Source organism: Flaviaestuariibacter amylovorans, from assembly GCF_039541815.1.
In the GTDB taxonomy this organism is placed as follows: Bacteria; Bacteroidota; Bacteroidia; order Chitinophagales; family Chitinophagaceae; genus Flavisolibacter; species Flavisolibacter amylovorans.
On the sequence record NZ_BAABGY010000001.1, the window covers coordinates 513335 to 534455 of the forward strand.

The 21121-nt window shown below is 62.1% G+C and carries 13 protein-coding genes; 1 reads left to right on the forward strand and 12 read right to left on the reverse strand.

All coding sequences use genetic code 11. From position 1 onward, the window contains the following. The first annotated feature begins 83 nt into the window (after window positions 1-83). The gene (gene sov / locus ABD937_RS02210; protein WP_345253023.1) at window positions 84-7187 is read left to right on the forward strand and encodes a T9SS outer membrane translocon Sov/SprA; all 7104 of its coding nucleotides are present in this window, start codon (window positions 84-86) and stop codon (window positions 7185-7187) included. Window positions 7188-7553: 366 nt separating this feature from the next. On the opposite strand, the gene ABD937_RS02215 is transcribed toward sov, so the two are convergent. From ABD937_RS02215 to dprA, 12 genes are all read right to left on the reverse strand, one after another. Further along, a complete protein-coding gene (locus ABD937_RS02215; protein WP_345253024.1) occupies window positions 7554-8192 on the reverse strand; it encodes a hypothetical protein in 639 nt (212 codons plus the stop codon). A gap of 160 nt (window positions 8193-8352) precedes the next feature. Continuing rightward, the gene (locus ABD937_RS02220; RefSeq protein ID WP_345253026.1) at window positions 8353-9108 is read right to left on the reverse strand and encodes an SDR family NAD(P)-dependent oxidoreductase; all 756 of its coding nucleotides are present in this window, start codon (window positions 9106-9108) and stop codon (window positions 8353-8355) included. Window positions 9109-9232: 124 nt separating this feature from the next. Continuing rightward, window positions 9233-10444: a T9SS type A sorting domain-containing protein gene (locus tag ABD937_RS02225; RefSeq protein ID WP_345253028.1), complete on the reverse strand. Its 1212-nt coding sequence runs from the start codon at window positions 10442-10444 to the stop codon at window positions 9233-9235. A gap of 286 nt (window positions 10445-10730) precedes the next feature. Next, the gene (locus ABD937_RS02230) at window positions 10731-13370 is read right to left on the reverse strand and encodes a T9SS type B sorting domain-containing protein (RefSeq protein ID WP_345253030.1); all 2640 of its coding nucleotides are present in this window, start codon (window positions 13368-13370) and stop codon (window positions 10731-10733) included. Further along, on the reverse strand, window positions 13367-14182 hold the full coding sequence (locus ABD937_RS02235; RefSeq protein WP_345253031.1) for an alpha/beta fold hydrolase: 816 nt from the start codon (window positions 14180-14182) through the stop codon (window positions 13367-13369). Before ABD937_RS02235 ends, ABD937_RS02230 begins: the two co-directional genes overlap by 4 nt. Further along, a complete protein-coding gene (locus tag ABD937_RS02240) occupies window positions 14157-15344 on the reverse strand; it encodes an Lnb N-terminal periplasmic domain-containing protein (protein ID WP_345253032.1) in 1188 nt (395 codons plus the stop codon). Before ABD937_RS02240 ends, ABD937_RS02235 begins: the two co-directional genes overlap by 26 nt. A 183-nt stretch (window positions 15345-15527) precedes the next feature. Then, a complete protein-coding gene (locus tag ABD937_RS02245; RefSeq protein ID WP_345253034.1) occupies window positions 15528-15881 on the reverse strand; it encodes a DUF6370 family protein in 354 nt (117 codons plus the stop codon). Between the two features lie 87 nt (window positions 15882-15968). Further along, window positions 15969-16355 (reverse strand): VOC family protein, encoded by a 387-nt coding sequence (locus ABD937_RS02250; protein ID WP_345253035.1) that lies wholly within the window; start codon window positions 16353-16355, stop codon window positions 15969-15971. After that, a complete protein-coding gene (locus tag ABD937_RS02255) occupies window positions 16352-16876 on the reverse strand; it encodes a GNAT family N-acetyltransferase (RefSeq protein ID WP_345253036.1) in 525 nt (174 codons plus the stop codon). The genes ABD937_RS02250 and ABD937_RS02255 overlap by 4 nt, the downstream gene beginning before the upstream one ends. Window positions 16877-16926: 50 nt before the next feature. Then, complete coding sequence (locus tag ABD937_RS02260; protein ID WP_345253037.1) at window positions 16927-17568, reverse strand: uracil-DNA glycosylase family protein; 642 nt, start codon at window positions 17566-17568, stop codon at window positions 16927-16929. A 245-nt stretch (window positions 17569-17813) separates the two neighbouring features. Then, window positions 17814-19289: an IMP dehydrogenase gene (guaB, locus tag ABD937_RS02265; protein ID WP_345253038.1), complete on the reverse strand. Its 1476-nt coding sequence runs from the start codon at window positions 19287-19289 to the stop codon at window positions 17814-17816. A gap of 379 nt (window positions 19290-19668) precedes the next feature. Continuing rightward, window positions 19669-20769, reverse strand: a complete 1101-nt coding sequence (gene dprA / locus ABD937_RS02270) for a DNA-processing protein DprA (RefSeq protein ID WP_345253040.1) — start codon at window positions 20767-20769, stop codon at window positions 19669-19671. Window positions 20770-21121 lie beyond the last annotated feature (352 nt).

Genomic DNA, 21121 nt, shown 5'->3' on the forward strand with positions numbered 1-21121 from the left:
GTCGAGAAAAACGCTTGTACCGTCCATTTACCCTGATCAAACGCTGCCTCCCGGCCGCCCTGATCCTGTTTATACTCTCTGGCATGGCCAATGCCCGCCCGGAATGGGGGGGCAATCGCCTGCCCGGACCTGCCGTAGACACCACGCCCCGTCCCGATAGCCTGCCTTACCCGATCTACGACCGCCGTACCGATGGCTACTCCTCCCGCTCCCGCAATCCCTTCGACCTGAAGGATACCGGCTACATCAAGCGCCGCGTCGAATACGACCCGGTGACGAAGCAGTATTACGTGGTGGAGAAGATCGGCAACCGCTACTACCGCACGCCCACCACCCTTTCGAGCAAGGAGTTCCTGGACCTCCAGGCGAGGCAGGACGAGAACGAGTACTTCCGCCGTCGCGCCAACACCCTCTTCGCGCTCAACAACCGCCGCGCCCGCCCCAACTTCGGGTTCGACCGCAACTGGATGAACCGCATCACCGGCAACGGCAAGGTCTCCATCAACCCCTCTGGCTACGTCGACATCGCCGCCGGCTACCAGGGCCAGAAGATCAACAACCCGACCCTGCCCGAGCGCGCCCGCCGCAACGGGGGCTTCGACTTCAACATGAACGCGCAGCTCCAGGTCGACGCCCAGATCGGCGACAAGATCAAGCTGCCGATCAACTACAACACGCTCGCCAACTTCGACTTCGAGAACCAGCTGAAGCTCGATTACCAGGGCAAGCCCGACGAGATCCTGAAGCTGCTCCAGGCCGGTAACGTCAACTTCGCCTCCAAGGGCACCCTCATCCCGGGCGCCCAGTCGCTGTTCGGGATCAAGGCGCAGCTCCAGTTCGGCAAGCTCTATGTCAGTACCGTGCTCGCCAACCAGCGCTCGCAGCGCCAGAGCGCCAACCTGCAGGGCACCGCCGCCACCGCGCCCTTCTCGATCCGCGCCGACGAGTACGAGGAGAACCGCCACTTCCTGCTCGGCCAGTATTTCCGCCTCAACTACAACGACGCCCTCAGCACCCTGCCCATCGTGCGCAGCAAGGTGCAGGTGAACCGCGTAGAGGTATGGGTGACCAACCGCACCGGCGCCACCACCAACACCCGCGACATCGTAGCCCTCGCGGACCTCGGCGAAACGACGCCTTTCGGCTCCATCGACTCCCGCCCGTCCAACGACGTCACACTGAACAACCTGTACCTCCGCCTCGCCTCCGACGACGCGGCCCGCAGCTCCACTACGGCCACCAGCACGCTCACCGGCACCTACAACCTCGCCCCCGTACAGGACTTTGAAAAGACCTTCGCCCGCAAGCTGCAGCCTTCCGACTTCACCTTCCAGACGCAGCTCGGCTACATCTCGCTCAACCAGCCCCTTATGCCCGACGAGGTGCTCGGCGTGGCGTATGAATACACCTATAATGGCAAGCGCTACCAGGTGGGCGAATTCTCGCAGGACGTGCCGCCGGACTCGACGGGCACCTCTCAGAAAGTACTCTTCCTGAAGCTCCTGAAGGCCACCTCCCAGCGGCCCAACCTGCCCATCTGGCGCCTCATGATGAAGAACGTGTACACGGTGGGCTACGGCTCGCTGCAGCGCGAGGACTTCAAGCTCGACGTCGTGTTCGAGGAGCCCTCGCTCGGCGAGAAGCGCGTGCTGCCGCTCGCCGATACCGTGCACCAGGTGCCCGGCACGCCGGTGAACCCCGTGCGCCCCGAGTATGTGGCGGTGCCCCTCATCCAGCTGACCAACCTCGACCGCCTCAACAACAACAACGACCCGCAGCCCAACGGCGTGTTCGACTACGTGGAGAACGTGACCGTGGTGTCGGCCCAGAGCCGCATCATCTTCCCGCGCCTGGAGCCCTTCGGCCGCGACCTGGAGTACGTGTTCGCCAACGAGCGCGCCCGCCAGAAATACCTGTATTACCCGCTGTACGACACCATCAAGGCCATCGCCCAGAACTTCTCCAACCTGAACCGCTATAAGCTGGTGGGCAAGTCGAAGCAGGCCAACAACGTCGACTACCAGCTCGGCTTCAACATTCCCCGCGGCTCCGTAACGGCCACCGCCGGCGGCCGCGTGCTGCAGGAAGGCGTCGACTACGAGATCAACTACGACCTCGGCACCCTGCACGTCACCAACCCCGCCATCATCCAGGGCGGCATCCCGGTGCAGATCCAGTTCGAGAACAACGCCACCTTCGGATTGCAGCAACGCAACTATATGGCGCTGCGCCTCGACTACCTCGCGAGCAAGCACCTGACCGTGGGCGCCACCATGGTGCGCCTCGGCGAGCGCCCCTTCTTTACGAAGCAGCTCTACGGCGAAGACCCGATCCGCAATACGATGTACGGCGTCGACTTCGACTACCGCCGAGACATGCCGCGCCTCTCGCGCCTCCTCGACAAGTTGCCCTTTTACAGCACCAAAGCCATGTCGGGCATCACGGCCTACGGCGAATTCGCCTACCTCGACCCGGGCCACTCGCCGCAGATCGGCAAAGGCAACGAGGGCCAGATCTATATCGACGACTTCGAAGGCACCCGCTCCTCCATCGACCTGCGCTTCCCGCTCTCCAGCTGGACGCTGGCTTCGACGCCCCAGAATTCGCCCGACGCCGGCGGCAACGTCCTGTTCCCCGAAGCCACCACCTCCTCGCTCGCCTACAACTTCCGCCGCGCCAAGCTCGCCTGGTACAACATCGAGCCCGTGCTGCAGGAGCGCCGCAACTCCAACAACCCGCTCCAGAACAACCTGCCCGAGCTCTCGAAGCCCGAAACGCGCCAGGTGTTCCAGAACGAGATCTTCCCGAAGCGGACCCTCGACATCGGCCAGGGTATCCTCACCACCTTCGACCTCGCCTATTACCCGCACGAGAAAGGACCTTATAACTATGCAACGGTCGGCATCGACCAGAACAACCGGATCACACAGGCGGCCCGTGCCTGGGGCGGCATCATGCGCTCCATCGACCAGACCGACTTCGAGACCGGCAACATCGAGTTCATCGAGTTCTGGATGCAGGATCCGTTCATCTCCGGCCGCAACCCCAACGGCGGCGAGCTGTACTTTAACCTCGGCAACATTTCGGAAGACGTATTAAAAGACGGCCAGCGCCAATACGAGAACGGCCTTCCGACCCCGTCGCAACCGGCCGTGCCCACCTCGGAAACGATCTGGGGCCGCGTCCCGCGTAACCCGCAGCAGGTGACCAACGCCTTCTCCAACGACCCCGCCGACCGCCCCTTCCAGGACGTAGGCTTTGACGGCCTCCAGGATACGGCCGAGCAGCGCAAGTTTGCCCCCTACGTACAGCAGGCACAGACCATCGTGACCGAGCCCGCCGCACGCCAGCAGCTGCTTGCCGACCCCTCGAACGACAACTTCCGCCACTACCGCGATGCCGCCTTCACCGCCAACAACGGTATCCTCGAGCGCTATAAGAATATCAACAACCCCCAGGGCAACTCGCCCGTGGCCGGCTCCGCCGACGAGTTCACGACCGCCTTCACGCTCTACCCCGACCAGGAGGAGCTGAACCGCGATAACACGCTCAACGAAACAGAGTCCTACTTCCAGTACCGCATCGAGCTGAAGCCCAGCACCATGGTGCAGGGCCAGAACTACATCACCGACGTACGTACCGTGAACGTGCGCCTCGCCAACAATTCCCAGCGCCAGGAAAAATGGTACCTCTTCCGCATCCCCATCCGCGAGTACCAGGCCAACGTCAACAACCTGCCCGACTTCAAGTCGATCCGCTTTATCCGGATGTTCATGACCGGGTTCCAGGATACGATGGTGACCCGCTTCGGTAAGCTGGAGCTCGTGCGCAACCAGTGGCGTAAGTTCAGCTACGAGATCGACTCGTCGGGCCAGTTCTTCCAGCTGCCCGCCTCCGACCCGACGCAGACCTCGGTGCTCGCCGTGAACCTTGAAGAGAACGACCAGCGCCAGCCCGTGCCCTACGTAACGCCCCCGGGCATCGAGCGGCAGCAGCAGATCTCCAACAACAACACCCAGCTGCTGCAAAACGAGCAGGCCCTGTCGGTACGCTTCAACGGGCTTAAGAAAGGCCAGGCCCGCGGCGTCTTCAAGAACATGAACATGGACCTGCGCCAGTATGGCAAGCTCCAGCTGTTCCTGCACGCCGAGAGCGCCTTGTCGAGCACCGACTTCAAGCCCGGCGACGTGCAGGCGGTGGTCCGTATCGGCTCTGACTTCGTGAGCAACTACTACGAGATCCGCATCCCGCTCGATCCCACGCAGTGGAACACGCGCGACTCCAACCGCATCTGGCCCGTGGCCAACCGCCTCGAGCTCGAGCTCAACGACCTCGCCCTGCTCAAGTCGGCACGCAACCGCAGCGGTACCTCCTCGTCGGCCTATTACCGGCAGCAACGCGCCGACGGTAAGATCTATGCCATCATCGGCAACCCGAACCTCGGCGAGGTGCGCGGCTTCCTGCTCGGCGTCCGCAACGAGAACAAGGAAGTGGCCTCCGGTGAGGTCTGGTTCAACGAGCTGCGCCTTTCCCGCCTCGACGAGAGCGGCGCCTGGGCCGCCCTCGGCCGCGTAGACCTGCGCCTCGCCGACCTCGGTACCCTGAGCCTCGCCGGCTCCATCAAGACCCGTGGCTTCGGTACGCTGGAGCAGCGCGTCAACGAGCGCTCCCGCGAGGACTTCTACCAGTACGACATCGCCGCCAACCTCGACCTCGGCAAGCTGCTGCCCAAGAAGGCCGGCTTGCAGATACCGGTGTACCTCGGGCTTTCCAAGACCAACAGCACTCCGGAGTACGATCCTTACGATCTCGACATCAAGCTGAACGACAAGCTCCGCGACACGCCGAAGGAAAAGCAGGACTCCGTACGCAACGACGCCGTGGAGCAGCGCACCATCAAGACCATCACCTTCACCAACGTGAAGAAGAACAAGACCAACGGCAAGCCGGTGCAGCCCTGGGACATTTCCAATATCGACCTGAACTACTCCTACACGCACGACGCACACACGAGCCCGATCCTGGAGGAGGACATCACCACGCGCACCCGCGCCGCGGTGGGCTATACCTACGCACCGCAGCCGAAGTACATCGAGCCGCTGAAGAAGCTGATCAAATCACGCTCGCCCTGGCTGGCGTTTATCCGCGACTTCAACTTCAACTACAAGCCAACGGTAGGCCTCCGCGCCGACGTGTTCCGCCAGTTCGGCGCCGTGCGCTCGCGCAACGTGGGCGGCGAGGGCTACAAGCTCCCCGAGACCTTCGACAAGCGCTTTACCTTCGACCGCTTCTATACGCTCCGCTGGGACCTCACCCGCTCGCTGCTCCTCGACTTCAATGCTGTCAACAATGCCATCGTGGACGAGCCCTACGGCCGCCTCGACAAGCCGGGCCGCGATACCGTGAAGCGCAACTTCTGGAGGGGCGGCCGTACCACGCACTATTCGCAGACCGGTACGCTCACCTACACCCTGCCGACTTCGAAGTTCCCCATCCTCGACTGGACCACGGTGCGCGCATCGTACACGGCCAAGTACGAGTGGATCGGCGCCTCGCTGCTGGCAAAGAGCCTCGGCAACAAGCTGCTCAACGGGCAGACGCGCAACGTCACGGGCGAGCTCAACTTCGACCAGCTCTACAGCAAATGGAAGCTGCTCCGCGCCCTCGACCAGAATGCGGCACCCGCACCGCCGCAGGCTCCCCGCAACCCGCGCGATACGAGCGCCAAGGGCAAGCCCCGCCGTGATCCCAACGCGCCCGTGCAGCTCGGCACGCTGCCCCGCATCTTCCTGGGCCTCGCTACCTCGCTGAAGCGCGTGGGCATCCAGTATACCGTGGACATGGGTACGCTGCTCCCGGGCTACCTCGACAGCACCCGGGTGCTGGGTATGAACCTCCGCTCGAACGCCCCGGGCTGGCGCTACATCCTGGGCTACCAACCCGACACGGCCGACATCAACGCCCTCGGCCGCGCCGGACTGCTGACGCGCGACGCGCTCTTCAACGAGCTCATCCAGCAGCGCTACAGCGAGAAGTTGTCCATCACCGCCCAGTTCCAGCCGGTGCGCGACCTCATCATCGACGTCAACCTCGATAAGACCTTCGAAAAGCAATACTCGGAGCTGTATAAGGATACGAGCGAGTTCCAGACCGACGGGCTGCGCCGCTTTAACCCGTACGCGGTGGGCTCCTTCAGCATCTCCTACATCTCGTACCAGACGCTGTTCACCAAGTTCGATCCCAACCAGGTGTCGGAGACCTTCCGCACCTTCGAGGCCTACCGCTCGCAGCTCTCGCAGCGTCTCGGCCGCGAAAATCCCTATGCCAGCGGCAACCCCAACCAGGGCGGCTACGTGGAGGGCTACGGCCGCTATGCGCAGGACGTGGTGATCCCGGCCTTCCTTGCCGCCTACACCGGCAAGAACCCCGATAAGGTGGCCCTAATCAAGCACAACAACCCGAACCTGAAATCGAACCCCTTCCGCGGCCTGCTGCCGAAGCCGAACTGGAACATCGCCTACAACGGCCTCACGCGCCTGAAGCCCTTCGAGAAGATCTTCACCAACTTCACGATCCGCCACGGCTACCAGAGCACGCTGAGCATGAACTCCTTCAACACCTCGCTGCTCTTCTCCGACCCGCTGCGCATCGGCTACCCGCAGTTCCGCGACCCGATCTCGGGCAACCTGATCCCGTACTTCCTGGTGCCGAACGTCACCATCGACGAGCGCTTCACCCCGCTGCTCGAGGCCGATATGACCTTCACCAACCAGCTGTCGGCGCGCGTCGAATACAAGAAGAGCCGTACGCTGAGCCTCTCGCTGGCCGATTACCAGCTGGCCGAGAACCGCTCTACGGAATACACCATCGGGCTCAACTACCGCCGCCGCGGCATCCCGTTCCTGAAGTTCAAAGGCAAAAAGCTCGAGGGCGATGCTACCTTCCGGTTCGACTTCTCGCTGCGCGACGATGCCACGGCCAACTCGAAGCTCGATCAGAACACTGCCTACCCGGCTGCCGGCCAGAAGGTGGTGCGCATCTCGCCCACGATCGACTACGTGCTGAACAACCGGATCAACATCAAGCTGTATTTCGAGAACAACCAGGTGATCCCGAAACTGGCCACCACCGCGCCGATGAGCACCACTCGCGGAGGCATCCAGGTCCGGATCTCGCTCGCTCCATAAGGCTGATTCCTAACATTTATCTTAAGCTGCGGCCTGATGGCCGCAGCTTTTTTTGCACGCGGAAAACGCTGAATACGCGGAAATTTTTTGCTTCGGCGAGTGCCAGGAAAGCGCTACGGGTAGTTGACGGTAGTCTCCGCTAAAGGCAGGATCAATCCTTACGCGCCAGAGCCAATAGAAAACGCGGAAGGCCGCAGGCGGCCTGGACCCGGTTGGTGATTGCGCGCGGGGCGGTACCATCGTGTACCACAACAAAAGGCCCTGATCGCTACGCGATCAGGGCCTTTTGTATTTAGTGCTTTCGGAGTGATGGCTACCCTACGAACAGCTCCAGCCTAAGTTTCCCATTCGGGGGACAGGGGGCCTTTAGTTATTCTCCAGGTAGTGATCGTAGTTGTTCTTTTTCTTTTTGGTCGTATCGTTCTTGGGCTGCTCGGCTGCGGGCTTCTGGGCGGGCGTCGTTTCCTTTACGGCGGCCGTAGAAATACCTGGCAGGGTCACATTGTATTTCTTCGCCTGCTCCTCGAGCTCCGTAGGGCTGTGCGTGCGGCGGAAGAGCATTACGTAGCCGGCGAGATCCGCCTTCTTCACCTTGTTTACCTGCAGCACCTTCATCATGTGGTAATTGTCGGTATGCGTCATATACGGATAGGCAATGATGTTGCCGTCCATGTCGCCCCACATATGCTTTTTGTAAAAGACCTGCTTTTCCGACCAGTCGAACATCCGCACCTCGTAGATCTTGGAGCTCATCTCGCCGATGAACACGAACTGGTAGGGCGTACCGGCCTTCAGCGGAATAACCACCGGGAACTCGAACTGGCTCTCCATGTTCACGGAGTTCTCTTTCATCAGCACATAGCCCTGCTTGAGGTAGAGCAGCTTGAGGCTGTCGGCCTGCCGCTGGATGCTGGCGTCCTTATGCTCCTTGTAGCGGATCACGTCCTGGCCAATGGCCTGGCTGCCGCAGCAGGCAAGGAGGAGGGAAAGGGTGAGGTATTTCATTGCGACGGGTCAGGTTAAGACAGGCTTTTCCGGCCTGCCCAATAAAATTACTGGTTTCGTCTACTCCTTGCCCTGCTTTTCGGTGAAATCGCCAGCTCTGCGGCACTTTTTAACAGGGAATTCGGGGCCGGCCACGGAAAATGCCCGGTGAACGAGTCGCTCAGGAGTCTTTATGAAAATAGATCGCGTCGGCCTGCTGGGTGCAGGTGAGCACGAGGTCGTTGATGCACACGTGCGGCGGAAGGGTGCTGGTATAGTGGATCACCTCGGCTACATCACGGGCCGAAAGGGGCGTGAACCCGGCGTAGACCTTGCGCGCGGTGTCGGCATCGCCCTTGAAGCGCACCAGCGAGAACTCGGTATCCGCCGCACCGGGATGTATGGCCGTAACCTTGATCCCGCGGGGGAGCAAGTCGATCCGGAGGGAGCGGCTCAGCGCGTCCACGGCGAACTTGGAAGCGCAATACACGTTGCCCCGCTCATACACTTCCTTGCCCGCCACGGAGCCGAGGTTGATGATGTGGGCGCCGCGGTCCATGTAGGGGAGGGCCGCCTTGGTGACATACAGCAGCCCCTTCACGTTGGTGTCGAGCATCGTGTCCCAGTCGTCGAGCGATGCTTCGGCAAAGAGGTCGCGGCCCAGCGCGAGGCCGGCGTTGTTGATCAGGATGTCGATGTTCCGCCAGCCTTCGGGCAGGCCTTCGAGGGCGGCGGTGGCGGCGGCGCGGTCGCGCACGTCGAAGGGCAGGAGCAGGCTTTCGGTGCCGAAGCGGGTTTTCAGGTCGGCGGCAATGGCCTCAAGGCGCTCCGTGCGGCGGCCGTTGAGGAGCAGGCGGTGGCCGGTCTCGGCAAAGCGCTCCGCGCAGGCGGCGCCAAAGCCCGCGGTGGCGCCGGTAATCAATACGGTCTTAGACATGCGCAAAGCTAATGTGCTGAAGGGACAATGGGGGAAAGGTTCAGGAGGGTTCAGGAGGGTTTCAAATGGTCGGGGCATGAAAAAGCCCGCATCGGGGGATGCGGGCTTTTTGAAAGGTAATCGCTTAGAATTTGACAACGATCCGCGACATGCTGGCGCCGCTGCGCGGTTCTGACACCTGCACATAGTAGGTGCCCGGGCGAAGCGACCCCAGGTCGGCGGTTGCCGTAGTGCCGGTGAAGCTGAAGGGCGCAAGGGCCGGGGTACCGCTGGCGTTGAGTACCGTCACCACCAGTTGGGTTGCCGTGCCGCCATAGACGATCCGCACGGTGCCGCGCGTCGGGTTGGGACCTACGGTCACCTGTGCGTCGAGCGCGGCGCGCTGTCCGTCGCCGTTGGCTACACCCCCGCCGCCGCAGGTAACCACGAAGATCGGGTAGACCAACGGCGCACCAACGCAACGCGCCGGGCTTGTCGGGACCACCGTTACTTGGGCCAGGTTCGGCGACACCAGACTGGGATTGAACGTGACAAAGGCCGGCACCGTATTTACCCCGCTGGCGCCCAGTCCTACCGTAGTATTACTGTTGGTCCAACGATAGGTGGTCCCGGGCACCGTGCCCGAAAAGGTCAGCGCCGGTACCAGCACGTTGGGACAGCGGACAATAGGGCCAACCGGGCTGATCGTGGGCACCGGGTTCACGGTGATGCGGAAGCCGGCGGCCTTGCTCTCGCAGCCCTGGCTCGAAACGGCCCGGACCCGCACGTGGGCCAGCTGCTCGGAGCTGCCGCTGTTTATGACCGTAAAGGAGGGAATCGATGTGCCTGAGCCGGAGGCTGCAAGCCCGATCGACGGATTGTCGTTCAGCCAGGTATAGTTGGTGGTATTGCCGATAAATGGCGTGTTCGCCGTCATCGTGTTGGCGCAATAGGTCTGGTTGGCGATCGGCTCGATGGCGGGCATCTCGTTGATCGTGATGTTGCTGCCGTTGTCGGGGCCGGTGAGCGCCGGGTTGGTGGAAAGCAGGCGCACCCGGAAGCCGTTCCCGGACATATCGGCCGGGACGATGACGCTCACTGTGCCCGTTTTGCGGGCTGAAAACGTGCGCAGGATGGTCGATTCGACAAAGGAGCCGTTCTCGTCGCTGAGCTCGACCTGGAATTGGTTGCCGGGAGCGAAATTCGACGATACACTGTAGCCGACCTTCAGCACAGCGCCGGCGCATACGGTATTGTTGACGCTGGTGACGGTGGCCGAGGGGCCCTGGGCCATAACCGGATTCAGGAGGGTGCCGCAAAGGAGGAGCAGGAGCAAGCAGGTTGCTGTTCGTTTCATAAAAAGCAGTTTTTGGGTTTATAAAAAGGTAGGAGACCCGCTGGCCACGGGTGGGTAGGGAGGGAACGGTTACCTAAAGCTAGGTAAAAAGCCTGAGCTTCCCTGCTGCGCGGGATTTTTCCCCGGTCAGGGCCGCCTGCGGCCGTCAGCGTTCTACCGGGCTGCCCCGCAAAAGAAAAGCCCCGCACGTGGCGGAGCTTTTCTTTTATAAGGTAAATGCATGGCGCTGACTGACCGAAACAAATATCTTTCTCTTTATTCCGCGCCTTTCGCGTGCCGATCCTCCTTACCGGATCAGCGTTACCGTACCTTTCGCGAAGTATTCCTTGCCTTTGAAGTCGACGGCTTTCACCACCCACACGAACACGTTGGAGCCCTGGTCCTTGCCCTTGATGGTGCCGTCCCAGCCGTGTCCGTTCTTCTGCGTTTCGAATACGAGCTGTCCCCAGCGGTTGAACACCCGGAACCACTCGATCTTGCGCATGCCCACGGCAATGGGGCGCACCACGTCGTTCCTGCCGTCGCCGTTGGGCGTAAAGGCCGTAGGCACAAAGATCCAGGGCTCGGTGCGGAACACGCGCACCCGCAGGCGCGCCGAGTCCACGCAGTCGCGCGGGTCAAACACGCGCACGATATAGTTGATGTATTCCGGGTCTTCGCTGTAGAAGCCCACCGGGTTGGCAATATTCGGGTTGTCGAGGCCGAGGGCCGGGAGCCATTGGTAGCGCACGCCGCCGGTGGCGAGCAGCTGCACGGGCTGTCCTGCCACCACCATCGTGTCGTTGCCGGCCCAGGGGTAGATGCGGGGCATCACGCCTACGGTAATGGTATCGCGCCGCGGCTTCGGGCAACCGCTGGACGTATTCCATACCGTGAACACGTATTGCGTGGTGTCGGGCGGCCGCACCGTGGGCGTTGCCGACTGCGGGTTGGTCATCCAGGTGGTGGGGCTCCATTCAAAGCGGTTGCCGTCGTGCACCCCATTGAGCTGCAGCGATGCCCGGAAGCAGATCGTCGTATCGTCCTGGATCCGCACCTGCGGGTAGGGCACGGTACGCACCCGCATCGTTTGGGTGGCACTGCAATGACCAATGTAGGCGGTCAGGCGGTACGTGTTGAGCCCGGGCCCGGGTAGCACCACTGGTGTCAGTAGCCCCGGGTCGTCCATCGCTTCGCCGGGCGTCCATTCAAAGCGCAGGCCGTCGGTCTGTGCGCCGAGGCGTACCGAGTCGGTAAGGCAGATCGTCGTATCTGGGTTGATGTTCAGGGTCACGAATTCGACCACGTTCACATCTACGGAATCGTGGTTGAGGCAGCCGTTCTGATCCAGCTGGACGTAGTAACGCCGCGTGGTGGCCGGCCATACCCGTGGGCTCGGCGTATTCGCGCCGGATATGTTCACGGCGGGCGTCCAGGTAAAGATCCCGTCGCCGGCAGCACCGAGCTGCAGGGTGTCGCCCTTGCAGATCAGGGTGTCGCTGAAGGCCATCGTGAGGGGAGGCTTGTCCATGATGGTGACCGTCTTCGTGATCGTTTCGGAGCACCCTTTGTTGGTGCCCACCGTAAAGGTCACCGTGTAGGTCGCCGGCGCTCCGTAAGTATACTGGGGCAGCTTTAGCAGCGACGTGTCGGCCAGGGTCGTGGGGTCGCCGAAGTTCCAGAACCATTTGTCCACGAAGCCGTGGTTGGTCTTGGTAGTATCCCGGAACTGGGTGGGCTTGTTGGCGCAGATGCCCGAGAACTCGAAGCCGGGGAAGAAGCCCGGGTACACGCGCACGATGGAGGTGGTGCTGTCGGCGCATTTCTCGCCGCGGTTCACCAGGAGCTTCACCACGTACAGGCCGGTGTCGGGATATACGAAGGTGGGCGTGTTGATGTTGGCCGTATCGTTTGTCTGCGACGCCACGCCGAAATCCCAGAACGAGGAGACGACGCCGGTAGGGGTTGCGTTGTTGAAGATGACATTGAAGTCCTGGCAATTCACATACTGGGGCAAAAGCGTGGCCTGCACCGCGGAGCAGTCGGCCACCTTGATGTGGAGCTCCTTGCGGGTCTGGGCGATGAGCACGCCGTTGCGGTATTCGTTCACGCACACCGTTACCACGTACTCGCCCACTTCGGGTGCGATGCCGCTGAACTTGCCGGTGCGCGGGTCGATGCTGACCTGGGGCCCGAGGGGCTGGCCGCCCGAGAAGCCGGAGCTGTAGCCGATGACGGGGTAGGGCGGGGGCGCGGCCGGGTTGGGCGCGGGACAGGTGGTGCAGGTGCCGCCGGGCGACTGGCCGCCGCCATGCAGGGCATCGCAGAAGCTGTAGCTCAGGCTGTCGCCATCGGGGTCGGTGCCGTGGAAGTCGTATTCGAAGTAGGAATTGCGGCAGATAATGCCGGTGTCGTTGACGAGGAAAACAGCGGAGCTGTTGGTTGGCGCGGCCAGCAGCACGTTGCGCCCGGGGATCGTGATCGCATAGGTATTGCCCGAGCTGTTCGACGGCATGATCACGTTAGCGATGCCGGAGATGCGGCAGCAGCGCTGGTAGGCTACCACCCAGCCATTGTTGTTGGGCGACAGCTCGACCATCGGCAGCTGGTACACCAGCACCTTATAGAAGATGCCGACCGGTGCGTTGATGATGCACTCGTCGGCGGTATTCTTGCGCAGGGTATCGAGGCGGATCCTGCTTGCATCGAGGGTGGTAAGCTCGGTGCCGTTGTCGGCATTGAAGATGGTGAACGGGATCGACGTCGTGATCTGGTTGGAGGCGAATTCGTCCATGTACACCGTGAGCGTGATCTCGTAGGCATTCTTGGAAGGGTCATTATCGCCGGGGCCCAGGTACCGGTAGGTGAAAAAGCCGCCTTTGAGGTGGTCGGCCGAGGCCGTGCCATAGGCAAACACAAGCAGTAGCAGTACAAGGAGTCTTTTCATTGGGCGGCGGTCCATTGGTTTACAAATCGCAGGTAGGTGAGGAGCTGATCGTTTGCCGCTTCAGGACATTCCACCATGCCCATATGCCCGGCCTCGTTCATCAGGAACACCATGCCACGATCCGGCAGCACGCATTGGGCGAGGCCGTCCTTTAAAGGTACGGCATTATCGTGCCTGCCGAGCAGGAATAGAACGGGAATTTTTGCATCCTTTAACATAGCGGATCGGTCGGGGCGTTCGATCATAGACCGGTAATAGGCGGTCAATGTTGCATCGGCTACCGGCAAAGTTCCGGAAAGGTGGGCAGCCACAAGTTCGGGCCGGCGCGTGCGGCTCTCTTCGCTGTAGAGGTTCGGGGTGCTTGCCCGCAGGAAGGCGGTGCCCCCGTTCTTTTCGATAAAGGCGATCCCTTTACGGCGCGTTTCCCGTTTTTCTTCGGTGTCGGCATAGGCCGTGGAGTGAAAGAGACCAAGCCCCTGCAGCCGCCCCGGGTAGCGCTCGCCAAAGGCAAGGGCCACGTAGCCGCCCATGCTATGGCCCACCAGGATGCAGCGGCTGATTCCTTCCGCGTCGAGCATGGCGGCCACGGCATCGGCCATGCCTTCCATGCTGAGGTCCCCCGTCGGCGCCGACCGGCCGGAGCCGGGCAGGTCGGGGAGCAGGAGCCGGCAGTGCGCGGCCAGCTCCTGCTGCCGGGCCCAGATGCCGCTGTCTTCGCCGAAGCCATGAAGCAGCACAAGTACGGGGCCGTCGCTACCGGAGATCCCGTAGGAGAGCAGGGCGCCCTTATGTTCGGTCAGCTTCCGGAGCATGGTAGTGGGGTTTCAGGATGATCAGCCAGGCACGCAGCAGGAGCAGTAGGACTACCGGGAGGAAGCCCGTGTTTAATTGCTGTGGTAAAAAGATCCACCCGATCAGCGCTAGGGCATTGAGGGCGATGGTTGCCCCGAGGTACCAGTGCATGGGGCGGCTGTCGCGCCGGACGAAGGGAGCGGCGAGCAGGTTGGTGGGCAGGGCCCAGAGCAGGTTCCAGTTGTTGGCGCACAGCTGGTGGTCGGTGCCGAACCACATAAAGAGCAGCAGCACGCCCACGGCGCCGGTGCTGAAGAACAGGAGGAAGTCGAAGGCCCGGATGAACCCGCGCACGCCGCGCCGGGGCATGAAGGACAGCACGGTCACCACGGCCAGCAGGGCGCCAAATACGATCCCGGGCCGCGGAATACCGCCGCCATCGGCAGGGCGGGGAAGTTGCAGCACCGGGCGGGCGGCGCTTACGATGAGGCTGTCGGCTCCCCGCGCGCCCGTCATGCCCTGTAGCAGGATCTCGGGCAGGAACTGTGCCTCGCGGTTCGTAACGCGTCGGTCGAGTTTGGCCCCGAGCAGGAGGTCGATGCCCAGCTTGCTCCAGTGCTGCTGCCCGGAGTCGAGGTACCGGTGTATGAGGTTGCGGAAGGTGGGTGCCTTGTCGGCCGCCTCCGGAATGACGCGGGCCGTGGTCACGGGTGCCGGCGCCTGGCGCAGGATCATGTCGCCGGCGCGCGTGGTGCAGTTGTCGAACAGGAAATCGTATCGGTACTGCCGGTTCTGCGGAAGCGCGTTCTCGTCGAGCGCGCGCAGCAGCGCCGCCCGCCGGGTGCAGTCGAGGAGTACTTCCTGCTCCCACACGCTGCGGCTTTCCATCTGGTACTGGTAGATAAAATCGTCGTACCGCTCGATCGAAAGAAAATAAGGCAGCTTGCCTCGCACGAACTTCACGTAGAAGTCCTCGCCAAATTCGAAGGTCCCGTAATTATACACCCGGTCTTCGCCTGTCTGCACGTTCTGCACCCGGAGGGCCGTGTGCCCGAAGGTGGAATACAGCTCTGCGCCCGGCGCGCAGGTGAGCAGGGTGATGCGCAGCGGGCAGTCGGCCTGCGCGGCAGCAAGGAGCGGGGACGCAAAAAAAAGCAGGAGAGCAAGGAGGCGTGCAGGCACAGGCAGGGTTTGCCGCAAGTTAACGAAAAGCGCGGCCGGGCGATGGCTTGTCGGGATGAACCGGGCAAAGGGATGGATGTCCGCTTGTTGTTATAGGCTGAACCCGCAAGGCGTTAGGCACGAAAAGGAAATGCCCGATCATAATGAGGCTTTACCTCACGCCTCACGCTTCAGGGCCCCCCGTTAGTTCTTGCGGGCAGGCGTTGCGGGGGGCAGCAGCTTGAAGGAGGCGGCCTTGTAGCGTCCGTCTATGATGCTGCCGGTCACTTCGGCCTTTCGGATGGCATTGCAGAAGCCGTCGGCGGCATGGGCGTCGCCGTGGTTGTCGATCTTGCTGCCGTCCACGAGGTAGGCTTTGCCGTCGATGCGCACGGCCAGCTCGCACTCGTCGCCGGTCATGCCGAACTTGCACTTGCCGCAGGAGGCTTCTACCACCTGCACTTTAGCGGCAGCGGTTTTGGCTTCGGATTTTTGCTGGGCATGGGCGGCTGCAGCGGAGAGGCACAGGCCGAGGGAAAGCAGGAAGACGCGGGTCATAGGAGCTCGTTTGAAGCGCAAAAGTAGCCGTTTGGTTGCGTACCGGCTCCTGATTCTGCTCATGCCCCCGCAACTACAACCATCAAACTACGCTCCGATCAGGTCCCAGAGGTTACCATACAGGTCGGCGAACACCAGTACCTGCCCGTAGGGTTCGCTTGCGGGGCCGCGCACAATGCGCACGCCTTCCGATACGAGCCGCTGATGGTCGCGCGTAAAGTCGTCGGTATGCAGGAAGCCGAACACGCGGCCGCCGGTCTGGTTGCCCACGCGGCTCATTTGTTCCTCGCCCACGGCCTTTGCGAGCAGCAGGCAGAACTCCGTCGCTCCTTTCGGGGCCACGCGCACCCAGCGCTTCGTGTCGCTCAGCGGCGTATCCTCGAGCAGGTCGAATTGTAGTTTCCCGGTATAGAAGGCAACGGCCTCGTCGTAATCGGCCACTACGAGGGCCATCTGGGCAATGTGTTGTTTCATGATTCGATCGTATGGGAAGAGCGGTAGAGCAACAGTTCTTCTCCGGCGGGCGATGTGCTCGTGCCGATCCGGTGCATCCTGAGCCGCTCCAGCAATCGGATGGAGGCTGTATTATCCGGCAACGTAATGGCGTCGATCGTGGTGAGTCCCCAGGCGCTGCGGGCATGGCGGAGGGTAGTCGAGGCAATCTCGTACCCGTACCCCTTACCCGCATGTTCCGGCAAGAAGGCGAAGCCGATATCGGGATAGTCCATCGTGTCGCGCACAAGAATCCCGCACATACCGGCGGCTGTCCCTTCTTTCGTTTCCACCAGCGAAAGCCCGAAGCCGCGCTCCGCATAGCTTTTGAACGGGCCGTTCCCGAGGTAGCGCAGTGCGTCGGCCTCGTTGTGTACACCACGGTCGCCGATGAAGCGGAGCCAGCCCGGACTGTTGAGCAGGGCTACGATAAAGGCTGCATCGCCGGTAGTAAAGCGGCGCAGCCGGAGGCGGTCGGTCTGCAGGATGATCCCGGGTTGCATACGGACACGAAGCTACAATTTCCCGGGCCGGTTTATACAGGCTGCTTCGCTCAAAGCCGCGGGAGCCATTCCCGGTACTGCGCACGCCGTCCCTCCGGTGTCAGCGCGCCCCACTGCTCGGCGAGCGGCGAGGGCGAGAACAGTGTTACCGTGTCGATGACGCGGGCGCTCCCCTCCGCATCCGTGAAAGTGAATTGCCGGCGGCGCGGGCCCTTTTGCCGGATGATCCTCATGCCGCTGAGCCGGCCGGCATCGCGAAGGATCCGGAGCGTGCCGCTTTCGGCGTTCACCTTGCCCGAAGAGGAGGTGAAGTAGAGCCGGGTGATGGAGGAGTGGGTGTCGAGATCCCTGATGAGCTGTAAATTGGGTTCGAGGTCGTGCAGCGCCGTATCCATGGCGGAACCCAACGTATGACAGGCATAGATGGAATCGGAGAGCCCGAGGCTCAGGTCGTCGAGCAACTGCATGCGTTGGCGGATCGCTTTCTCCGTGCGCTCCTGGTCGAGGGGGCGTCCGTAGATATACGAGAGATCGCGCCAGAAGTTGTTGTCCTTGCTGCCGTAGAAAAAGTCGACGTCCTCCGGGCGGATCCTGCCGAAGGCTTCGCGGATGAGCACACTCGGGAAGGTGCCGAGCAACAGCGCCCTTGCACCCTTGGGGATGTACCAGCCCCGCCCGATATAGGAATGCACAACACGGGTCCCGGCCCCCTGTCCCCCCAAGGGGGAACTTAGGTCATTGCTTTCGTTTTGCCTATCCACCATGCTCAACGCACAGCAAAACAAAGGCCCGGATCGCATAGCGATCCGGGCCTTTAGTTATTAGCACATTAGCTTATTAGCACATCAGCACATTAACCGGTTACCAATTCCAGCTTTTGGAGTAACCGCTACCGGAAGAATTGTTCGGCCTAAGTGCCCGCTTTGGGGGACAGGGGCTATTTCCTGCTATAGTTCGGGGCCTCGCGCGTGATCTCCACGTCGTGCGCATGGCTCTCGCGCATGCCGGCGTTCGTGATCTTGACGAAGGTGGCCGTCTTCAGCGTTTCGAGGTCGGGGGCGCCGCAGTAGCCCATGCCGGCGCGGAGGCCGCCCACGAACTGGTATACGATCTCGCGGAGCGAGCCCTTGTAGGCCACGCGGCCTTCGATGCCCTCGGGCACGAACTTCTTCACGTCGGCTTCGGGGTCCTGGAAGTAGCGGTCGGAGGAACCCACGCTCATGGCGCCCAGTGAGCCCATGCCGCGGTATTCCTTGAACTTGCGGCCCTCGTAAATAATGGTGTCGCCGGGGCTTTCCTCGGTGCCGGCGAAGATGGAGCCCATCATCACGCAGTCGGCGCCGGCGGCGAGGGCCTTCACCATATCGCCGGTGTAGCGGATGCCGCCGTCGGCGATGATCGGGATGTTGCGGTCTTTGAGCGCGGCGTGCGCCTGCATCACGGCCGTGAGCTGCGGCACGCCGGCGCCCGCTACGATGCGGGTGGTGCAAATGGAGCCGGGCCCGATGCCCACCTTCACGGCGTCGGCGCCGGCGTCGGCGAGGGCGGCCGCGCCTTCGGTGGTGGCGATGTTGCCGGCAATGACGGGCAGGTTCGGGTAGGCGGCTTTTACTTTCTTCAGCGAATCGATGATGCCTTTGGAGTGTCCGTGGGCAGAGTCGAGCACCACCACGTCCACGCCCACGGCCTGCAGGGCGGCCACGCGATCGAGGATGTCGGCGGTGACGCCGATGGCGGCGCCTACGAGCAGGCGGCCGAGCGAGTCTTTGGCGGCATTGGGGTAGGAGGTTACCTGCAGGATGTCGCGGTAGGTGATGAGGCCGATGAGCTTGCCGGAGCCGTCTACCACGGGCAGTTTTTCGACCTTGGTCTGACGGAGGATGGCTTCTGCTTTCTTGAGGTCGGTGCCTTCAGGGGCGGTCACGAGGTTGTCTTTTGTCATTACCTCGGTAACCGGCTTGCTCATGTCCTCCTGGAAGCGCAGGTCGCGGTTGGTGAGAATGCCGGCGAGGGTGCCGCCGTCGGCCACTACTGGGATGCCGCCGAAGCCGTATTCTTTCATGATGCGGCGGGCGTCGCCGATGGTGGCGGAGGTGGGCAGGGTCACCGGGTCGAGGATCATGGCGCTTTCGGAGCGCTTCACGCGGCGCACCTGGTCGGCCTGCTTCTCGATGGTCATGTTCTTGTGGAGGATGCCGATGCCGCCTTCGCGTGCGAGTGCGATGGCGAGTTTCGCCTCGGTCACGGTGTCCATGGCGGCGGAAAGCAGCGGGATGTTGAGGGTGATGTCGCGGGTAAGGCGCGCCCGGATGGAAACGTCGCGGGGCAGGATCTCGGAATAGCCGGGGACCAGCAGCACATCGTCGAATGTGAGTCCCTCCAGGAAGGTGCGGGGCGTGAAGTTTGTTGCCATGTGCAAAGATATAGGGCGGGCAGGGAAAGCCCCGTTACCGAATTGTAAACAGGTGTGGAGAACAACAATGGTTTAGAAGGTTTTGGGGGTTTAAAAAAAGGTTGTTGCTACCAGCCCACGGCTTCAGCCGTGGGTTTTCGATATGCACTAGCCCACGGTTTTAACCGTGGGTTTTGCGTCCGTCCGCACGCATAATTGAAAGTGCCATCAGCGCCCGGCGAATGGTCAGGTGGGTTTTCCGCTAGGTTAAGTGGTAACCAGGAACTTCCCCTGCAACCGCACCAGCCTATCGCTTCACCAAGGACGATAAGCTCAATCTGTCGAACCTACCTGAACCTCATTATCCCATCAGCACATTACCCCATTAGCACATTACTCCTCACGCCAACCGGTAGCACTTTCCCGGCAGCCCCACGATCACGCCCTGCAGCTCCAGGTTGAGGAGGGCCGCCGCGGCGCTGCTGTTCGGCAGGCCGCTCCGGAGGTAGAGGTCGTCCACGTGCAGTTGCGGCGCTCCTTCCAGAAGCTGCATCAGCTGCCGCTCGTCATCCGACAATTCCACGAACAGGGCTTTCTGGGTTGCCGCCGGTCTGTTCCGGTCTTTCCAGCCAAGCGCCTCGGCAAGGGCGTCGGCCGAGGTAAAGAGCTGCGCCTTCTGCTGCCGCAGCAGCTCGTGGCAGCCGGAGCTGCCTTTGTCGGTAAGCCGCCCCGGCACGGCGAACACGTCGCGGTGATAGCCATCGGCCATCCGCGCCGTGATCATCGAGCCGCCTTTCACCTGGGTCTCGATCACGACAGTGCAGTCGCAAAGACCGGCTACGATGCGGTTGCGTAGCGGGAAGTTGTGTTTGTCGGGCTTCACGTCATGAAAAAACTCGCTGAGCAGGGCGCCGCCACCGTCCACCATGGAGCGCGCGAGCCCATGGTGCTCATAGGGGTACACCCGCGCGAGCCCATGACCCACCACGCCGATGGTGGGCAGGCCAGCGCGGAGGGCTGCCTTGTGGGCGATGGCGTCGATGCCGAAGGCGAGCCCGCTTACGATCGTAGCTCGATAGGGCGCGAGCTCCTGCACGAGGGCTTCGGTTACGGAGCGGCCATAGTCGGTAGCGTTGCGGGTACCCACAATGGCCACGAGGCGCGGCGTATTGAGGTCGGCAGCTCCGCGGCCGAAGAGGAGGGTAGGCGGGTCGTAGCAATGCAGCAGCCGCTGTGGGTAGGCGGCGTCGGTAAGGCACCAGGCCTGCAGCCCGGCCCGCTGCAAGTAGCGCAGCTCGCTCTCCGCCAGGTGGAAGTCGCGGAAGCGCCGGATCGCAGCGGCGCGGGCGGTGCCGATGCCTTCGAGCGATTCGAGCTCGGAGCGGCGTGCCCGGAACACGGTTTCGGCGTTTCCGTAGTGCTGCAACAGGAAGCGTGCCTGCACATCGCCGATGCCGGGCACCTGCGTGAGGGCAAGCTGATATAAAAGGTCAGGGGCCATCGCCTCAAAATTCGGCGCCGGCCCGCAGGAAATCAGGGGAAAAACAACAGAAAACCGCGTGAAAAATCTCAGATCTCGGCCCCCTGTCCCCCGAAGGGGGAACTTAGGCCGATGCTTCCGTTATAACAGCGAGTTTTTTCTCAAAGCACGGATGGGCGATCGATGAGCACATAAGTACGAGATTGTATGATTTTACGAGGTGTTCGATTGCCGGCGTTAGGCCACCTCGTTTGCTCACCTGCTCATGTACTCAAATACTCAAGAATTCCCCCTCCGCCCTTCAACCCCTTACCCTCCTAACGTAGAAAGCCCCCGCCTCAGGCGGGGACTTTCGTATGAAGTGCTCTGAGAA

Bases quoted from the DNA above. Each gene is read 5' to 3' on its own strand.
- sov (WP_345253023.1), top strand. From the start codon at position 84: ATGGCCAATGCCCGCCCGGAATGGGGGGGCAATCGCCTGCCCGGACCT.
- ABD937_RS02230 (WP_345253030.1), bottom strand. From the start codon at position 13,370: ATGAAAAGACTCCTTGTACTGCTACTGCTTGTGTTTGCCTATGGCACG.
- ABD937_RS02250 (WP_345253035.1), bottom strand. From the start codon at position 16,355: ATGAAACAACACATTGCCCAGATGGCCCTCGTAGTGGCCGATTACGAC.
- guaB (WP_345253038.1), bottom strand. From the start codon at position 19,289: ATGGCAACAAACTTCACGCCCCGCACCTTCCTGGAGGGACTCACATTC.
- ABD937_RS02220 (WP_345253026.1), bottom strand. From the start codon at position 9,108: ATGTCTAAGACCGTATTGATTACCGGCGCCACCGCGGGCTTTGGCGCC.
- ABD937_RS02215 (WP_345253024.1), bottom strand. From the start codon at position 8,192: ATGAAATACCTCACCCTTTCCCTCCTCCTTGCCTGCTGCGGCAGCCAG.
- ABD937_RS02245 (WP_345253034.1), bottom strand. From the start codon at position 15,881: ATGACCCGCGTCTTCCTGCTTTCCCTCGGCCTGTGCCTCTCCGCTGCA.
- ABD937_RS02255 (WP_345253036.1), bottom strand. From the start codon at position 16,876: ATGCAACCCGGGATCATCCTGCAGACCGACCGCCTCCGGCTGCGCCGC.
- ABD937_RS02235 (WP_345253031.1), bottom strand. From the start codon at position 14,182: ATGCTCCGGAAGCTGACCGAACATAAGGGCGCCCTGCTCTCCTACGGG.
- dprA (WP_345253040.1), bottom strand. From the start codon at position 20,769: ATGGCCCCTGACCTTTTATATCAGCTTGCCCTCACGCAGGTGCCCGGC.
- ABD937_RS02225 (WP_345253028.1), bottom strand. From the start codon at position 10,444: ATGAAACGAACAGCAACCTGCTTGCTCCTGCTCCTCCTTTGCGGCACC.